Raw genomic sequence first — 18,332 nt, 5'->3', positions numbered from 1 at the left:
AGAGTACGAAAAACAGGCGTTGCGGTGTTGGATAATAAGGAGAAGGCTCCATGAATGAACAACGAAGACCTTCTCTTCTTCTTTCCCTTTTGGTGTATGCCCTCATAATACTGGGCGGAAACGTTATTGTTAGTTTTTTCGTAGAACAGTCCCATATCCCTTTGCCTGGTTTCGCAGGTAATTGGATTTTTTGTACCGCCATAGAAAGAACTATCCCTCTTATTCCACCCGTGCTCTTTTGTGCGATCATCACCAGTATCGGCCTGTATAGTCAGAAAGCGCCTTCTACAGAACGTTTTTCTTTGGAATTTATGAAATTTATGGGGAATATAATTGTTCAGATTATAATTGTGGTTGTTTTATACAGCCTTTTACTTCTGTTGGTGCGTCCCCTTTGTGTAAATTCCCTGGAAACAATGAAAACAAAAAAGTATATTTATGAACGGGCCAAATCGTTACTTCAGGCAGAAGTACAAAGAAAATCATGGAAAGAAGCGGCCTTCCATTTGACTTTATGTGAAGAAATCTGGAAGGGTGATCCAGAGCTTGTTGGTATCCGAGACACGGTAGCCACGGAACTAGAAAAGGAGCGGGTTCAAGAATTTAGCCTTCAAAAAAAGCAGCCTCCGTCGGGGCTTGTGATAACGCCAGAAGGAACCGTTCCTGCCTTAAAGGGTATTCCTGCGAATCTTAAGGCTTCGGAGGCCCTCCAACAGGCAAAGAAGGCAAAAGCCTCCGGGCGCCTCTATGATGCGCATTGGCTTGCTTCCCTTGCCATCCGTTTGGCTTCGCCGGGAACCCTGGAACAAACAGAAGGCCAGAGGATTGCCTCCGAGACCTGGGAAGCAATACAGAACCTTACGCCCGATAAGAAAGAAACAGAACGATATACCCTTTTTAAACAAAAGCAAGAAGGGTATATGGCGCTTCTTGCGGAAGAGTACCAAAAGGCCTATTATGTGTATGCCCGTCTTATTGAACAATATCCCAAGGATCCCGATGTAATAACCTATTATCCTCTGGCATTACGGGGACTCCAGAAAATTGCCTTTTTTATTGATGAAATTACCACTAATCTGGGAGAACCCTATGTGGACGTTCTGTTGCCACTGCCGGATGATAAAACGTCGGCGGGCACTCTGACCGTTCTCGCGGCTCGCCAAATTTCTTTTGTAAGCGATGCGGTATACCTGCTGGACCTTTCTGTTATGACGGTGGATAAAAAGGGTGCGATGCTCCAGACTATCCAGGCGCCCTATGGTAAAATCATTCCCCAAACCACAGGTCCTGCTTCCCGACAATCTGCTACGATCCTTCTGTTAAAAGCGATAGATAGAAAAAATGAAACGATCCAGTATCTTCCTACAATAAATGGCAAAAAATCTCAAGATAAGACCTTTGTTGTTTTCCCTCTGTCTTTCGGTGATCTCTATTATCAAATCCGCTCTCAAAAGGCGCCTCAGACTCAGTCGGTGGTGGATTTATGGAATAGCCTAAGGGTCCCCCAGAAAGACATAAACAGTGTGTTCCAACAGCAGACCCTTCTCATGTATATATTTGATCCCTTCTTTTGTTTGACCCTGGCTATTTTTGTTCTGGTAGGAGCATGGAGACTCAGAAGTACGGGAAAAGTAGGCTTCCTCTCTTTGGTGTTTCTCGGTTTACTTCCTGTCCTTACGATTCCTGCCTACCAGATGGGCACCACCGTTCTTTCGGATATCTATCTCTATTTACTGGTATCGGTGTCTTTCTTGCCTACCCTGTTTATTCTTCTGGGAAGTTATGGGGCTTTGTTGTTCCTGGGATTTTTTGCGCTGGGGGCTCAGAAGACCTAGAAAGGCCCCCTATCAAACACCCTAACATTCTCCGTGGCGGGTAATATGGGCCCCTATAGCGGCAAGGCGTTCTACCAGCGATTCGTATCCCCGCTCAATCTGGTATACATTACGAATAATACTCTTGCCCCGGGCGCAAAGGGCGGCAATGACCATGGCCATTCCGGCCCGGACGTCGGGGGAAGTAAGTTCTGACCCACTGAGTTGAGCTGGGCCGCTTACGACTGCCCGGTGCGGATCGCACAGGACGATGCGGGCTCCCATGCCTATCAATTTATCCACAAAAAACATGCGGGACTCAAACATCTTTTCATGAACAAGGACCGTCCCTTCCACCTGGGTTGCTACTACCGTGATGATGCTCGTAAGATCCGGCGGAAATCCGGGCCAGGGGGCATCATCTATTTTGGGAATCATGCCGCCGAGGTCACAGTTTACCCGCCGTTCCTGCTGGGCGGGCACATAAATGGTGGATCCCGAAACTTCCCAGCGAATTCCCAGCTTGTTAAAGGCGATTTTCGCGGGTCGCAGATCTTCAGGGCGGGTTTTTTCGATGGTGAGTTCACTTTTTGTAGCCGCCGCAAGGCCGATGAAGGAGCCGATTTCCATAAAGTCGGGACCAATTTCAAAGGTGCAGCCTGAAAGGCGTTTTACCCCCTCAATGGTGAGCACATTGGATCCAATCCCCTGGATGCGGGCCCCCATCTGGACCAGCATCCGGCAGAGGTCCTGCACATGGGGTTCACTGGCCGCATTGGTAAGGCGGGTTGTCCCCCGGGCCAGCACTGCCGCCATGATGGCGTTTTCGGTGGCCGTTACCGAAGCTTCGTCTAAGAAAATATCCGCCCCTTGCAAGGTAGTCGGAACGGTGAATCGAAAGGTCCCGTTTATGTCGACCTGAGCGCCAAGTTCGGTAAGGGCAAGGAAATGGGTGTCCAGCCGGCGCCGCCCGATCACGTCTCCCCCGGGTGGGGGCAGTTCCACCACCCCCGCCCGGGCCAGAAGGGGACCCGCAAAGAGGATGGATGCCCGGATTTTCTTTGCCAGGGCCACGGGAATTTCGGTGTGTTGAATATTGGTAATCTGTAATCGATAGGTGTGGTTCCCCAGGGATTCTACCGTTCCCCCCAGGGCTCGGTAGATATCAAGCATTACCTGAACGTCTTCTATAAGGGGAATATTAGAAAGCACTACCGGTTCATCGGTAAGCAGGGCCGCCGCAATACAGGGAAGGGCCGCATTTTTATTACCACTTGCTACAAGGGTTCCGCCGAGGGGATACCCTCCTTCAATATAATATTCGTGCATGGTTGTTACTCTATACTCTCTTTAAGGAAGAGGTCAATCAGAGCCTCGAGAGTAATGTCGTTGTATTTGGGGGAGAGTTGTGAGGTAAATCCCTCCCAAAACAAGGATGGTCCCGGCTAATTGAATAGGGGTAAGCCGCTCACCTAATGAGAAAAAAGCCACTCCCAACGTAACTACCGGAATAAGATTGATAAATACCGAAGAGGTCCCAACACCGAGGGTTTCGAGGCCTTCCACATAAAAGAGATAGCCCAGGGCGGAACAAAAAATTCCCAGGTATCCCACGTGGCCCCACACCAGGGCAGGAATGCTCGACCACTGGGCCTACTCACGGAGGGTAAATGGTAAAAATCCCAGGAAGCCAAAAAGGGATTGCCAGAAAACAATAAAAATATTGGAATGACGACTAAACAGCGGACGAGTAAGAAAGGCGTAGAGAACCCAGCTTACGACCGCTCCCAGCATGAAAAGGTACCCCCGGGGGTCGCTCATTCCAGGGGCGTTCATTGCGCCGGATAAAGAAGGCAAGGTAATGCACCACACCCCCAGCATGGAAAGGGCCGCGCCGAACCATTGAAGAAGATGGAGGGGCTTTGTTTTCTGGGAAAACAGAGCGGAGGCGATTTGCTCTGCGAGCATAGAAAACACGGGTATAGCCGCCACGATAAGCGAAGCCTCAGAGGCGGGAATAAGGGATACACCGTTGTTCTCGAAAAAGAAATAGGCGGTAACTCCCACAAGTCCGGCCCCTGCAAGATAGGGGAGGTCTCCTTTTTGGAGCTTTTCGTCCGGGATTTTCCACCATTTGATTCCGTATAAAAAAAAGAGCGCCAGGGCAAACCTGAGGGCCCCTAACGTCATAGGAGGAATGACCGCAACCGCTACCTTGATAGAAACAAAGGAGACACCCCAGAAAATAACGGCCCCATTTATCTTGATAAGTCCTTTGGTTGTTTTTCTCATAGTACAACCACAGTACGTCAAGGAAAGGGAGAAACGCAAGGGCCCTTCGTTGGGATACGTCCGTCTTGAGTAGGACCTTTATTCTGGGGTACAACAAAGGGACGATCCCCCTGAGGGGGCGGCAGTTCCTTCAATCGCCCCCTCAGGGTACCGAAGCTTGCGGAAAGCAGGGGCCCCCCTACCCCAAAAATAGGGGTCCCTTTTATCCTGCAAGGTATGTCATAGCACAGAAAAGGAAGGAGGAAAAACCGTCATGTCCCTTTGTCCCTGTGGTTCTGGTCGTGAATATGCCCAGTGTTGTGAGCCGTATATAAAGGGAAGCAAGGATGCTCCCACGGCAGAGGCCCTGATGCGCAGTCGGTATACCGCCTATGTGGTCCATGACATCGATTACATCGTAAAAACCTGTGTTGCCGAAGGTCAAAAGGATATTGATGTAGAACAAACTCGCCTATGGAGTAAGCGTTCCCAGTGGCTGGGGCTGCGAATCCTGACAAGCGAAAAAGGAAGTCCCAATGACACGGAAGGAATCGTGGAATTCGAAGCCACCTATATCCTGGATGGTCTTAAGGATACCCACCATGAACGGGCCTATTTTAAAAAGGAAGGGGGGCACTGGCGATATGAACGGGGAGATATTGTGCCCACGACTATTGTACGGGCCGGTCCACGGATTGGACGAAACGACCCCTGTCCCTGTGGCAGTGGAAAAAAGTACAAACAGTGCTGTGGTAAAAATGCATAAACCCAAATGTATGATATAATGCTCCTATGAGTATATCAATTCAATCCTGGTCAAAAGAACTGGTAGCGGCGGTAGAAGAAGTTTTTTATGGAAAACAACGGGTAATTAAAAAGATCCTCTGCGCCCTTCTTTCCCGGGGCCATGTGCTTTTGGAAGATGTGCCGGGGACCGGAAAGACAATTGTTGCCCGGGCAGTGGCGGCGGTGCTGGACCTGGATTTTAAGCGTATCCAATGTACGCCCGATCTTTTACCGGCGGATGTGCTGGGGGTTTCCATCTGGTCGGCGGAAAAACAACGCTTTCTTTTCAAACAGGGCCCCATCGTTTCTAATATCGTTCTGGTGGACGAAATTAATCGGGCTACGCCCCGTACCCAATCGGCCCTACTAGAAGCCATGGCGGAACGGCAAATCTCGGTGGAAGGAAAAAAACTTCCCCTTCCGGAGCCCTTTTTTATCATGGCTACGGAGAACCCCGTAGAATTCGAAGGGACCTTCCCCTTGCCGGAAGCCCAAAAGGACCGTTTCCTTCTTTCCCTTTCTATTGGATACCCCGATAAGACGGCGGAAGCCCTTATTCTGGAAAGCCAGCGGCAATTGTATAATCCTGTAGAAAAGCTTTCCCCCCGCTTTCACAAAGAGGACCTCTTAAAATTTCAAGAAGAGGTAACCCAGATTCATGTAGATCCGGCCCTGCGGGATTACATGCTGGCACTGGTCCAGGCAAGCCGGGAACACCCTTCAGTTCGACTGGGGGTTTCGCCCCGGGGGAGCCTTGCCCTCTATCGGGCAAGTCAGGCCTGGGCCGCCATGGAAGGGCGACGCTATGTGGTCCCGGAGGATATCCGGGCCCTGGTGGCCGATGTGTTTAGAAAACGAATCATCCTAAAAAGCGAAGCCCTTATCAAAAATATTCAGGTTGATCGGGTGGTGGAATCTATTGTGGAAAGTGTCCCCGTTCCCGTATTTAAGGAAGGAGTATGAAATACCGGGGTCGTTTATTGATCCTCTTCCTGATTCTTATTGCTTTTTTTGCCCCCCTTTCGCTCTTACGAACCCTTGCCCTTTTTGGGGCCTTCCTTCTTTTTTTAAATCTCCTGTATCTGTTTTTTCTGGAACAGGGGTTGCGGATCCGTCGGAAAGATCCGATAGTACGAATTTATAAGAACCAGTTGGCCCGTATCGAGCTAGAGATTCAGAACCGAAGCTGGTTTCCCATGCTGGCGGCCGTCTTAAGCGATGGTATTAGTACCTTTGATGCCCACGGTCAGAATCGGCAAAAACTGGATATCCTTCCTAAGAGCAAGCGGATTATTCAGTATGCCCTTCGGGGAACAGAGCGGGGGCGCTGGGAACTTGGACCGGTTCGTATAGAATTGCGGGATTTTCTGGGTATGCAAAGTGTTACTGTGGAAAGCCCTGAACGGGGCCATCTGGTGGTGTATCCTGCCATGGTGCCCCTCTCTTTCCATCCCGGCGATGGGTCTCCGGTGGGAGAACTTCCCAGCCCCTTTCGGATTCACGAAGATCCCGGTCGTTTCCGTTCCCTAAGGGAATACCAGGTGGGAGATGACCTGCGTCGGATTAACTGGAAGTCTACCGCCCATGTGGGGAAGCTTATCGCCACCGAATATGAATCAAGTATGGATAGCCCCCTTCTGGTAATTTTGAATATCTATGGGCCGTCTTTCCCTTTAAAAGAGCGCTATCTGTATACAGAATGGGCTATTTCCTATGGGGCCTCCCTTGTGTCTACCGCCACTATGGCGGGCCAGATGACTGGTCTTGTGTCGAATGGTCTTTTGCCTGATCGGGAGGAACGGCTCTATATTCCCCCGGCCCATGAAAGCGCCACCCCTATTCTGGATAGTCTCGCAAGCCTTCGCATTTCCGAGGATGATGAGGGATGGGACCTGTTCCATCGGGCCCTGGTGGAGGTTCCGTATCGTGCCCATGTGGCCTATGTGGGAGTTTTTGGGGGAGAAAAGCTTCAGGAACTGGTGCTTCTCAGTCGACGGAAGGGGTGTACCTTTGCGGTGTACATCGTTGGGGCTACCGCTGAAAACCTCAGGGAACTGCACCAGTGGCAGGTTCCGGTCGTAGAGATGGAGTACGAGAATGAATAAAAAAACGGTAGATACCCCTGAAACCCAATGGGATCGTTCATTCTATCTGGTGCACCCCCTTATTTCTTTCCTGCAGCCCTTTGCTACCCTGGGGGCCATCCTTTTTATGGGTACCTATGGGGGCTTGCTGACTATCCAATCCTTTTTTGCTGTACTCTTGTTGCTGGCCCTAACAGGAATCGAATCGGTGGTGGTGGGGAATCTTTTGTATCAAGAGCGGGCTTCCTGGGCAAGCCGCTTTCGGGAGTTGCTTGTGATTGGCATCCTGGTGTATGGCCTTTTTTCTGTCGCCGATAGCTTTGGCCTCAGGGTGCTGGGAACGCCCCGGGAAGAAACACCGCTTTCTTCTGATTCCGGCGTTGCCATCACCGCAGGGGAGAATTTACCCCAGGAGCTTTCGTTTCTTTCTGTGCTCTTACCTCGGTCGGCGAATCTTTTTCCCCTGATTGTTGCTGTTTTGCAGTGGATTCTTACTACCATCTTGCACAGCCGATGGAGAAACCGGGAAGCCTTTCTCAGGGAGTTTGAAGGATTAAGTGGCGAGCCCCTTATCAACCAGGTTCGGGAACAGGCCGATTTTACTACCGAAGTTCAGCACGATCTTAAGGCCCTGCGCATTGGAACCCTTTTGTTTGGCGGCCTGTTTATTTTGATGCTGCTCCTTTTTAGTGTTATCGAGCCGCAGGCCCCCTGGTATGTGCATTTTTTCCTTTTGATTCTTGTGGCCTTTTTCCCCTTTACCTCTGGTCTAATTGGAATTTATTTTCGAGAACAGTACGATGCGGGGGCGGGATTCTCCATCGATGACGATTCTCGAAATAGGCAGCAGAAATTACTGCTGGGGGGGATTGCTGTTTCCCTGGTTCTCGCGGTGGTGTTTACCGGTAACAGGCCGCTCCTCCCCATTGCCTGGCTCGAGGCTTTTTTCCGCTGGCTTTCGAGCCTTTTCCCAGAACGGCATTTTAAGGATCTTCCCCCAGCTTATCCGGAGTTCCCGCTGGGTGAATTGGAAGAACCTCCACCCCCTCTTACCGATATCGAAAATCTTAAGCCCCTGGTGGATCTCAGTTGGCTTATTCCTTATCTCAAGTGGGGACTGATTATAGGGAGCATTATCCTGGTGGTGGTATTCCTCTTTGCACCCCTCAGGTCCCGCTCCTTCTGGCGGCGTCTGCGGCAATCCCGGCCCTTTGGGGCATTTAAAAACTGGTTCCGCCGAGTTCTGGTGCTCCTGCGTCGGAGAAAACGGAACAAGTTGCCGGCGCTACCTATTGACGAGGACAACCTGGAGCAGGTTCGGCATAACCTGGAAGAACTCATAGCCCGTCGCAAGAATCCCCAAAAGAAACACCAGATGGGCTACATGGTGCGCCTGTATCTCCGTTTTATTCGGTGGGGAGAATCCATCTGGGGCCTTCGGTTTACCCCTACCACGAGCCCCGGTGACTATGCGGAGGCCCTGATTCAAAAAGAGTCGTCCCTTGCTCATCCTGTTCGACGCTTTACCGAACTTTTTGAAGAAGCCCTGTATGCGGACTATCTGCAGAGTCGGGACCAGATAGAAGAGTATGACCGTATCCTCCGGACCCTCCTCGCACGAAAAAAGGAAAGTGCAGGGGACGGAGGGGCTATCATCGATAACAAGGGATAAAAAAGATGGTGGAGGCCGACGGACTTTTGCTAGGCCTCCCCGCGGAGGCGATGAAAATAGAAAAAGGGATAGACTGAGAAGGGGCCCCTGGGGAATGCGGGGCGGTGTGCCGAGAGGACACCCCGAAACACATCTCGAAGACGCCCCGTAAAATACCCAGCCCCTGACGGGGCCAGGTGATGGGTTCCCGTTGCCGCTGGGGCAGACCTCGGGGATGAGCACGGCAGTACAGCCGCTTATGAAGGCTGGGCCTCCTGGACGAGCTTTTTCAATTGCATAAGGGCCACCTTCGGATTCGTAATTACCGAAGGGCCAGCCACGCAGCCCCCCGTGCAGGCCATGACTTCCAATAGTTGGCCGGCCGTTTTGCCCTTTGCCCAGGCCTGCAGTTCTTTTATACTTTCCCGGGAAAGCCCATCGATGGTGGCCGTTTGTATGATTCCCTTTTTGTCGGGTAGATGCTCAAGGACTGCCTGGGCTACCCCGCCGGACCAGGCAAAGCCCCGGCCTGCCGCCGTAGCGGGCTGGGCAATCGGTTCCTCTTCGATTTCCGCCACATCAATGTTGAGGGCTACAAAGAGGGCTCCCAGTTCTTCTACGGAAATCACGTAATCTACCAGGGGATCGCTGAGTCCTTCCTTTCGTTTAGCTAGACAAGGTCCAATAAATACCCGTTTATACTCTGGATATTCTTGTTTTGCCAGTTCTGCCGTGTAATGCATCGGAGAGCGGGTATGGGAAACATATGATGTAAGCTCAGGTACATGCTTGTGGACCGCTTCTACATAGGCAGGGCAACAACTGGTGGTCATAAAAGCAGCCCCTGCGGCAAGCCGTTCCTGTAATTCCTGGGCTTCCTTCTCGGCGGTGATATCCGCTCCCCGGGCCACTTCGTAGACCGCATCAAAACCTGCCTGTTTTAAGGCCCGGACCAATTTCCCCAGGGATGCCCGGAATTGCCCCGCCACCGCCGGGGCAAAGAGGGCTGCCAATTTTGCCCCCCGCTTTTTTGCTAAAAGCACATCGATAATCTGGGATTTATCCATCATGGCGCCGAAGGGGCATTCTCGCATACAGTTCCCACAGAAAATACATTTATCATAATCGATCCGTTCTTTCCCTCGGGAATCTTTATAAATGGCCCCCACGGGACAGGCCTCTTCGCAGGGAACAGGAATTTTGATAATTGCATGGTAGGGACATACCTGCTGGCAGATACCGCAGTTCACACATTTTTCTTTATCGATGATGGCCCGTCCCTCTACCACCGAAACTGCCTTTTTGGGGCAGTTCATCATACAGGGGCGAGCAAGACATCCCTGACACGCGTTGGTTACGAGAAACTGGGTTTTTACACAGGCGTTACAGGCTTCGTCAAGGACGGTAAGGATAGGCCCCTCAACATAGTCTCGCTCCAGGGCCTTTTGGGCATAGGTTGCGAGGGGGGTTCCGTCGTCTTCGTAATCTTCTACCGAAAAGCCGAGTCGAGCAAGGATCCGGCTTTTTAGGATAGACCGATCGTGGTGAACACAACAACGCACCGGCTGATACCCCGGTTCGCTGGTCATGGCGTAGGGGATTCTGTCTATCCCTTCTACCAGTCGATCTTCCAGAACAAGTTGAATCAGTTGAATCAGTAATTCCCGCTTTATCCGGGCCGCATTGTTGTTGTAGTGCATCAGGTTTCTCCTAATTTTTCTTCTATTTTTTTGAGAATTCCGGGGATGGTGGCCTCACTGAGTACTTCGCCATCGATAACAGCAAAGGGGGCCTTACCCTGGGTTTTGTTTTTGCAAAAACCAAGACAGGGCGAGCCTTCCAGTTCCACATGACCTTTCCATCGAGAAGGGATGTGATCATCTAACAGTAAGAGTTCTGAACCACCCATCACATAACAGGCCGTTCCCGAACAAACCACCACCTTTACGGTCTTATCTTGATACATATATGTTCTCCTTCATATGAATCGTATGGTCGTTTTCTTAAGATACCGTTCTTCGAGCAAGGATGCTATACGCTTTACGATGTTTCGCCGGATTTCTAATTCCACCGGCATGCTGGGGTCCTGGTGGGCTTCGTTAATCTTGGTGCCTACCACAAAGTCGATGTGGTCCGAGTCCAGAAGGAACTCTACCAGGTGAAGCGCTGCATTGGCTCGAAATCGATCAAACCGTGGCCCCTGTTCTAAGAGCTCCGCCACTTTCCCCAGGGTGATAATCCCTTCGGTAACCAGATCGGCCCCTTCCATGGATGATGCAGGGGGAACCTCGGGGTCGATATCCTTTAGACACACCCGAACCGGTCGTCCGAGTTCTCGCCCGATAATGGTAGCGGTGGTTCCTCCGCAGACTATTTTTTTACCGGGGAAGCGGGTAAACAGGTCTGCTAGTTCCCGGTCCCGGTTGGAATCGATGGGAGGCCCGGAAAGCACTAAAAGTTTCCGGGGCTTTCTAAAATAAATAACGCCGCAGGTGATATCATCAAAGGCCCGGTATCCATCGTGCAAAAGGGCCCGAAACACCAGGTGTTGGGCAAGCTCCCGGGCGGAAATGTCAGGCTTTTCTGCTATTTCCTGCTGGATATAGCTATGGACGGCGGGGTTCCCCCATCCAAGGGGGAAGGGGGCACTCCCCATGCCCGATTGGGGGATGCCATCCGAAAAGAAGATGAGCCGATCCCCCGGCAGGGCTTCAAACGCCGAATAGTACATCCGGGCATTGGTAAACGGTTCAGGGGGTGATTTCTTGGGTACGCCCCGGCGATGAACCAGGAGCATCTTTTTTATCGGCTCACATTCCACGGACTGTCGAATCAGTACGTAGGGGGGATTATCGTATTCTATGATTCGCACCCGGTTCATCCCATCGATATCCACGATGGTAAAGGTAGCGTAACTAATGTTCCGTTCTTTACATACCGGCAGGGTTTTCATGATGATCCGGGCCGCCCGCTGGATAGGGATATCCTCCGCCACAAATTGCATTGCCATCGTGGCGGTAAGGGTGGCCAGGACCCCTGCCTTTATCCCCGAACCAAGCCCGTCGGACAGCACCGAAATAAGGTGCCCATCGCTTGTTTTTTTAGAAAGGAATACATCCCCCGCGGCCCCCTGGCCATGTTTCTTTTCTTGATAATACCCAACCTCGATAAAGAGCTCGTCCAGGCAGGGCCCAGGTCTTTCGTGGGGAGCGGAAGGTGCGGTCGTTTCATCAAAAGGCGAAAGGCCCTGAGGGGGCTTTGTGGCTGTTGCCAGGGAAATTGTATTATGCATGGCTTTCCCCCGGGAGTTGCGGTGCCATTGTTTTTGGGGTGGCGCTCGGCATATCGTGGCTAGGGCTATCAAAGGACGCAATGATGGAAGTAAGGGTGGCTTCTGTTTCGGCGGCGTTCTCTCCCAGTAAAAAGGCTATTTTCTGAACCACCGCAAGGTTCTTGTTGATAACCTTCCTCGCCTGGCTTACGATTCTATCCCGTTGTACCCAGGGGGCCGTGATATCCTGAAAAACTCCCCCCGCGTATTGTCCCTGTTCGATGGTGAAAAAGCTCCCGTGGATTATCCGCTTCCCCTGTCGAATGTCCCGTTCTATTGTGTCAGCCACCCCGAGAATATCCTGGAAGTACCGATAAAAGGTGCAGAGTTTCGTAAGGTCTGCCCCTTCGAGACCCGGTTTGGCTTCCCAGAGCTGTTCCGCCTCATCCCCTAAAAGTTGCACAAAATGGCGATTGCACTCGACAATCCGCAGGTCCCTGTCAACGATGACTACCCCCGCAGGGATAGCCTTTATAAGGCTATTGGCCTTTTTTTGGGCCAGTTTTCTCATGTAGGAAACGCACATACCCTGTTCGGCCTGACCCCGAAGCATGGCCTGGGCAAAGTCCCGGCAGGAATCGTAGCCGCAACCGCCGCAGTTAAGTTCATCTTCCCGGCTGTATTTGCCCGTCTCTCGCAGGGCCCTCTGAATGGCCTCTTCCGAAAACTCCGGTCGGCTTACGGTGGGGATAGTCCACCGGCGTTCGAGGGAGAAAGGTAGGGACTTCCCACCGGCGGTAATGGAATTCCCGAGGCGAGTTGTCCTATAGGAGGATATGAGGAGCCGTTTTCGCACTATTCCCCGGCGGTTCCGGGTTCGGGGTCCATTGATGCAGCCCCCGGGACAGGCTAAAAGTTCCAGAAATACCGGTCGGGAAAGGGGCGCCTTTTCCAGCTCTTCCAGGGCATCATCGATGGCGTCCATGCCGCAAAAACTCATATAATGAATGGCAGGATCTCCGCCGTGGGCAAGGATCGCTTCGATCATGCCTCCCTCCTGGGGATACAGGAGGCCGGGCCCCGCACAACCCGGTAAAAAGGGGGTATCCTCTGGGGCCTTCCCTAAAAGATGGGGGAAAACATGCTCTTCCTCCAACCAGTGTCGGAGATCGGTAAAATCTATCGCTATTTCAAGAAGTTCCTTAAACGTATCGGCCTCCGCCTTTTTTGAAATACAGGGACCAATAAAGGCTACCAGCACATCTTCACCATAGAGGGTTTTGAGTTCTTGGCAGTGGGCCAGAAGAGGAGAATCACACCGGGCAATAGAGGGCGCATAGGAAGGACGGTATTTCTGAATGTATTCCACCACCGTTGGACAGGCAGAGGAAATAAGAATTGGTGGGGCTCCAGAGTTTTTTTCTCTTTGGGTCTGTTCCAATAAGGTTACCATCTGTCGGGCCACCAGATCTGCTCCGCGGGCCGTTTCTGAGACCCCCCAGAAACCGAGTTTTTTGAGGGCTGCCACAAGTTGGGCTGGGGTGTACTCGGGGAATTCAGTAACAAAGGAAGGTGCAAGGGAAGCGATTACCCGTTTGCCGCTCTGGAGCAGATACTCAAGGCGAGGAAGGTCGTTTCGGACCCGTTTCGCACCGACGGGACATACCTCTACGCAGTGCCCACAGAGGACACAGAGGTCCTTGATAATTGTGGCCCGGCCCCCTTCTACTTTTATGGCCTTTACTGTGCATTCCCGAACGCATTTATAGCAATCCTGGCATTCGGCCTTTTCGGTATAGACAGGATTCAATATATCCATAGTGCCTCTTTGCCCCACACAAACAAGTGAATAACCAAAGGGATCGCTTTTAACCGCAATCCTATTGGTTTATTCTGAGCCTCGTAACAGGTCCTGTAAGACGGTAGGGGTTACCTGCCGATACACAACCCCATCGATAATCACGATAGGCCCCTCTTTACAAAGCCCTTCACAGAGTTTTCCCTGAACCGTTGCATCCTGCAGTTCCGCTCGAATGGTCCCCTGTTCTATCATTCGCTGAATAAGTTCTGCGTTCAGCGAATTGCCCCGGGAAAAACAGGAACTGCCCATACAGATGACAATGGTATGTTTTTTCTGTTCCATAATGATATTCTTTTATATATATTTTTTTATCGAATATGTCAAGGGTGAAGGGGTCGAACAAAACAGAAAATATATTTTTGTAGCTATGCGGAGATGCGGGGAGCAGGCCAGCCCCGGAAATTGCCCGAAAAAAGTAAGAGCGTATCTTTCCCTGAATCAGGGCCATGACAATCCGACCCATAGGTAAGGAAAAAACCAAAATTGGGGGCGACTTTTTCTACAAAGGAATTGATTTCTTTAGTGTCCCCGTTTCGATACCAATAGAGTTCAATCCCATCAATCCCCAGGTTTTTAAAATACGAAAGCATATCAAGAAAGCGTTTTTGATCTTTTTTTAGAATTTCCCAGGAATCTTCAAATTCGTGGCCTATGTGGGGAAGAACCACGAAACCCCCGTCTCGGTGCACCTGCTCAATAACTTCTGTGCACGTGGGTTTGGGATAGGATGGCCCTGCGATCAAGCGAGAATCAAGATAGGCCTTTTTAAAGGCCCGATACTCAATGTCGGCGGGAATAACCCCCGCATTCTTAAAATAGTAATAGAGATCCACCTTATTAAAAGAAAAAAACTCAGCGGGGACTTCTGGCCGGCCCCGCTGTTTTATTGAGAGGAGGTGTTCAAAGCGAAGATCCTTGCGAACAAAGTGATGTTGTGCTTTAAGGAGGGATGCCCGTACGTAGGCCTGCCGTTCCTGACAGATGTGGTGTAAGAGTTGTGCCGTTTGTTGGTAGTGTCCCTGAGGAAAGTATGCCAGGAGTTCGCTTTTATAATTGATGTGTGGGTCTACCACGTCGATTTCCACGGCGGGGATGCCCTGGATGTCATAGGCGGCGCAGGCCTTAAGAAACTCGGGAACACCCCCAAAGGTGTCGTGATCGGTGAGGGCAAGAAGTTCATAGCGACCTTTGCCTGCCCCATAGGCTCGCTGTACAATTTCGGAAGGCCACTGGGTACCATCGGAAAAGCGGGAATGAAAGTGGAGATTTGCTTTCATATAAGAATTATAGCAAATCAACGAAATAAAGAAAGTGTAAGAACCGGTATCTTGTACCGCTGTGGATAGGTGCCCCGGCTCCAGGAAAGGGCCGGGGCTGTTTCTTTTAAGGAAAGATTAGCCTTTCAATATTCTCCGGGCCGCTTCATCCTGGGCGTCCGCCATGTAGGTGATCCCTGTTTCATCGGCGGTTTCGCGGTTAGCCGCTACGATGTCGTCCCGGCTGATGGATGCCAGGTTGAATTTTCGGGCCCCCGCCATAAGCTGCTGGAGACCGCAGGCGAGTTTGTCCGCATAGCCATACATGGCAATGGCGCCATAGGGGATGTTCTTCATTTCTTCGGCCCCTACGATGTTCTTTACGGCTTCCCAGCCGGCGAAAATTTCTTCGGGGTACTGACCGACGAGTTTTACCGATTCGGGCAGTTCTTCCCAGTGCCCCTTGATTTCTGCCCGCCGTTCGGGCTGGAAGACTCCCTGGATATTGGTTCCCAGGAATCCGGGGATCATCATGGCCCGACCCATACAGACCATCTTGGTGAATGGCGCTCCCAGAGCAAGGGCTTTAAAGAGGTGGTCTTCCCGGGCAAAGCCGCCGGCAAAGGCGATATCCGGCACTTTGTGTCCCGCCTGGGCAAGGATAGCACAGTATTCATAGGCCTTGGCATGAAGGATGATGGAAGGTATTCCCCAGTGTTGCATCATGTTCCAGGGGCTCATGCCAGTACCGCCACCGGAACCATCGATGGTAAGGAGATCGAGTTTTGCGTCGGTGGCGAACTTAATCGCCATGGCCAGGGCTTCCATGCCGTAGGCGCCGGTTTTAAGGGAGATGCGCTTAAAGCCGATTTTTCGGAGGTAAGCCACCGCTTCCATAAAGGCTTCCCGTACCTGTTCGGGATTGTTCTGGTCGGTATATCCTAGCCGGCTGTGGCGAGCAAAGGATTTAATCGCCCGACTCTCGTAGGCCTTTACTACCACCGGATCATACGGATCGGGATCGACGATATACCCCCGATCTTTGAGGAACCGGGCATATTCAATGTCCTTTACCTGAATTTCCCCGCCGATGTCTTTGGCTCCCTGTCCCCATTTCAGTTCGATGATAGCGTCGTTCCCGTATTTTTCGATGACATATTGGGCTACCCCGTTGCGGGTGTCTTCCACGTTCATCTGGATGATGATGGCCCCATAGCCCTGATAGTATCGCTTGTAGATGTTTATTCGTCGGTCAAGTTCAGGGGCTACCTTGATCTTGCCATTTTCTATGACCGCCTTTTTATCGATTCCCACCACGTTCTCGCCTACCACAATGGGGATCCCCACCAGGGCGGACCCTACCGCAAAGGAATCCCAGTAATCGGCGGCAATAAAGGTGGAACCCAGGGCTCCCGTCATGATGGGCATGCGGCATTTGGTCTTAATCTCGTTCCCAAAGGAGGTTTCAATATTTACGTTCGGGAAAATCGCATCGTCGGCGGTTTTGGAAAGTCCCGAGGGCATTCCCTTAGTTCCATACAGGTACCCCTGAATTCGCAGGGAATGGTAACCCACCCCTAAGGCAGTGACGTGGTTTGCCCCGGCTGTGGTTAATCCATAATCCCGGGGATACAAAAGCTTTCGGCCCACGAGGCTGGAAAGCCAGGTTTCACACTTCCCTTTACAATCGGCCCGACAGAGGGTACAGAGCCCTGATTCTGCAGGGGTACCCCGATTTACTGTCCCGAGGACATCGTTCGATTTTGGCCATTCAATCATTCTTGTTCCCTCCTGGTCTATCACTCTCCTCCCTGTGCCGCACCATGGTTCTTATTCTTTGCGAGAGAGGATTTTTATGGCATTATATTGCCATATAATTGGTATTATCTTGCCATAATCCATTTTTGTCAACGGTGTTTTTAATGTAACTAAAGGTTCTACAAAATGAAAAAAGAAGCGCTGAGGCCCTTGCGTAATAAGATGCATCTTTTATATGGTAGTTCGCATGAATGGTAGTAATAAAACGAAAATAGAAAGTATTTTGCAGGTCCTCCATAAACTTCAACGGCCCCTTACGGGAAGTCAAATCGCCGAGGTTCTGACATCTCAAGGGGAAGAAATTAGTGAGCGTACCGTCCGTTTGTACCTTCAAAAATGTGATGAGGCGGGGTACACAGAACCGGTGGGGAAGCAGGGACGTACCATAACAGCGAAGGGTATCCAGTATCTGGAAAGCGGGAATATCATTCAGCGTCTTGGGTATATGTCCTCTAAGATTGACCGCATGACCTATGCCATGACCTTTGATCTGGCCCTCCGGAGAGGAACGGTGATAATAAATCTGGCCATTCTGGGTAAAGAGGTGTTTCGGAGTAGGCTTGCCGAGGTCCATCAGGTCTTTGAACAGGGCTATGCCATGGGAACCCTTGTGGGGCTGCTTCGGCCGGGGGATCAACTGGGAAATATGGTTATTCCCCCGGAACATGTGGGGTTCTGTACCGTTTGCTCCGTGACGTTGAATGGGGTGTTGCTAAAACATGGAATTCCCACCCGATCGCTTTTTAGCGGTCTTCTGGAAATAGAAAATCACAGGCCAAGCCGCTTTGTGGAGCTTATTTCGTATGATGGGACCACGGTAGATCCCTTGCAACTGTTTATTAAGGGACGGATGACCGACTATTTGGGGACTATCAGGACCGGGTATGGGAAAATCGGTGCAGGATTCCGGGAAATCCCCGAAGAAAGTTATGAACTAGCCCTGGATCTGGCTGACAAGCTTACCCAGGTGGGATTGGGGGCCTTTATGCACATTGGGCTTCCTTCCCAGGACGTCCTGAACATTCCCGTACAGCAGGGCTGTTGTGGAGTCATTGTTGTCGGCGGCTTGAATCCCCTTGCCATTTTTGAAGAAACCGGTGTGCCGGTCCAGCAGTATGCCCTGGCGGGCCTCATGGAATTCCATCAGCTTTTCCCTTATTACGAACTGAAAAACAAGCTGTGAGAATTTCTTTTTTAATTTAATGAGGCTAAGAGGCAAATATAAATTTATTTGTGCTGAGGTATGGTGGAATTCCCCTCCTGGAAGGCCCCCAGGGTCCCGCCCCCCGCTAGCCTACAGTTCCTCAATCTCTTCCCGGGAAAGGCCGGTAACTCTCATGATAATATCTATAGACACCTGTTCCTGCTTCATCCTGCGGGCGGTCTCCCGGCGTTCTTCTAAACGGCCCTTTTCTTCGCCCAGGGCTATGCCTTCGTTGCGGCCTTCCATAAGGCCTTCTTTAAACCATTCCTGTTCTTTCTTCTTGATGGCAGTGGCTAACATGGTCGGTACCTCCTTA

General features: G+C 51.3%; 14 protein-coding genes and 2 pseudogenes. 6 read left to right on the top strand and 10 right to left on the bottom strand.

Annotation, left to right across the window (positions count from 1 at the left end; translation table 11 throughout):
• Positions 1–50: 50 nt before the first annotated feature.
• Complete coding sequence (locus C5O22_RS09880) at positions 51–1,835, top strand: hypothetical protein (protein WP_132781389.1); 1,785 nt, start codon at positions 51–53, stop codon at positions 1,833–1,835.
• 21 nt (positions 1,836–1,856) lie between these two features.
• On the opposite strand, the gene murA is transcribed toward C5O22_RS09880, so the two are convergent.
• A complete protein-coding gene (gene murA, locus C5O22_RS09875; RefSeq protein ID WP_132781387.1) occupies positions 1,857–3,143 on the bottom strand; it encodes a UDP-N-acetylglucosamine 1-carboxyvinyltransferase in 1,287 nt (428 codons plus the stop codon).
• 33 nt (positions 3,144–3,176) lie between these two features.
• Positions 3,177–4,106 (bottom strand): annotated as a pseudogene (locus C5O22_RS09870) (DMT family transporter).
• Between the two features lie 253 nt (positions 4,107–4,359).
• Between C5O22_RS09870 and C5O22_RS09865 the strand changes: the two are divergent.
• The 4 genes from C5O22_RS09865 to C5O22_RS09850 are packed head-to-tail and all read left to right on the top strand — an operon-like array spanning position 4,360 to position 8,627.
• Positions 4,360–4,851 carry a YchJ family protein gene (locus C5O22_RS09865; RefSeq protein WP_132781385.1) on the top strand — a complete coding sequence of 164 codons (492 nt, stop codon included), beginning with the start codon at positions 4,360–4,362 and terminating at the stop codon, positions 4,849–4,851.
• Between the two features lie 26 nt (positions 4,852–4,877).
• Positions 4,878–5,834 carry an AAA family ATPase gene (locus C5O22_RS09860; protein WP_132781383.1) on the top strand — a complete coding sequence of 319 codons (957 nt, stop codon included), beginning with the start codon at positions 4,878–4,880 and terminating at the stop codon, positions 5,832–5,834.
• Positions 5,831–6,976, top strand: coding sequence for a DUF58 domain-containing protein (locus tag C5O22_RS09855; protein ID WP_132781381.1), 1,146 nt, complete (start codon positions 5,831–5,833; stop codon positions 6,974–6,976). Before C5O22_RS09860 ends, C5O22_RS09855 begins: the two co-directional genes overlap by 4 nt.
• On the top strand, positions 6,969–8,627 hold the full coding sequence (locus C5O22_RS09850; RefSeq protein ID WP_132781379.1) for a DUF4129 domain-containing protein: 1,659 nt from the start codon (positions 6,969–6,971) through the stop codon (positions 8,625–8,627). The genes C5O22_RS09855 and C5O22_RS09850 overlap by 8 nt, the downstream gene beginning before the upstream one ends.
• A gap of 236 nt (positions 8,628–8,863) precedes the next feature.
• Here the strand turns inward: C5O22_RS09850 and C5O22_RS09845 are convergent, their stop codons facing one another.
• From C5O22_RS09845 to C5O22_RS09815, 7 genes are all read right to left on the bottom strand, one after another.
• Positions 8,864–10,306, bottom strand: coding sequence for a monomeric [FeFe] hydrogenase (locus C5O22_RS09845; protein WP_132781377.1), 1,443 nt, complete (start codon positions 10,304–10,306; stop codon positions 8,864–8,866).
• A complete protein-coding gene (locus tag C5O22_RS09840) occupies positions 10,306–10,572 on the bottom strand; it encodes an NADH-quinone oxidoreductase subunit NuoE family protein (RefSeq protein WP_132781375.1) in 267 nt (88 codons plus the stop codon). Before C5O22_RS09840 ends, C5O22_RS09845 begins: the two co-directional genes overlap by 1 nt.
• A 12-nt stretch (positions 10,573–10,584) precedes the next feature.
• Positions 10,585–11,898, bottom strand: coding sequence for a SpoIIE family protein phosphatase (locus C5O22_RS09835; protein ID WP_165910486.1), 1,314 nt, complete (start codon positions 11,896–11,898; stop codon positions 10,585–10,587).
• Positions 11,891–13,696: a [Fe-Fe] hydrogenase large subunit C-terminal domain-containing protein gene (locus C5O22_RS09830; RefSeq protein ID WP_132781373.1), complete on the bottom strand. Its 1,806-nt coding sequence runs from the start codon at positions 13,694–13,696 to the stop codon at positions 11,891–11,893. Before C5O22_RS09830 ends, C5O22_RS09835 begins: the two co-directional genes overlap by 8 nt.
• A 69-nt stretch (positions 13,697–13,765) precedes the next feature.
• Positions 13,766–14,020, bottom strand: a complete 255-nt coding sequence (locus C5O22_RS09825; RefSeq protein ID WP_132781371.1) for a (2Fe-2S) ferredoxin domain-containing protein — start codon at positions 14,018–14,020, stop codon at positions 13,766–13,768.
• Between the two features lie 83 nt (positions 14,021–14,103).
• Positions 14,104–15,015, bottom strand: coding sequence for a PHP domain-containing protein (locus C5O22_RS09820; RefSeq protein WP_132781369.1), 912 nt, complete (start codon positions 15,013–15,015; stop codon positions 14,104–14,106).
• Positions 15,016–15,132: 117 nt separating this feature from the next.
• Entirely contained in the window at positions 15,133–16,773 is a 1,641-nt protein-coding gene (locus C5O22_RS09815; RefSeq protein ID WP_132781367.1) for a glutamate synthase-related protein, read from the bottom strand.
• A 226-nt stretch (positions 16,774–16,999) separates the two neighbouring features.
• Here C5O22_RS09815 and C5O22_RS09810 point away from each other — a divergent pair, with 226 nt between their 5' ends.
• Positions 17,000–17,995, top strand: a complete 996-nt coding sequence (locus C5O22_RS09810) for a DUF128 domain-containing protein (protein WP_132781365.1) — start codon at positions 17,000–17,002, stop codon at positions 17,993–17,995.
• A 111-nt stretch (positions 17,996–18,106) separates the two neighbouring features.
• On the opposite strand, the pseudogene C5O22_RS09805 reads toward C5O22_RS09810, so the two are convergent.
• A pseudogene (locus tag C5O22_RS09805) lies at positions 18,107–18,332 on the bottom strand (Rpn family recombination-promoting nuclease/putative transposase); the annotation flags it as partial.

The sequence above is a fragment of the Treponema sp. J25 genome (genome assembly GCF_004343725.1).
In the GTDB taxonomy this organism is placed as follows: domain Bacteria; phylum Spirochaetota; class Spirochaetia; order Treponematales; family Breznakiellaceae; genus J25.
The sequence above is the reverse complement of the archived record's forward strand: the minus strand, read 5'-3'. Positions and strand labels throughout refer to the sequence as shown.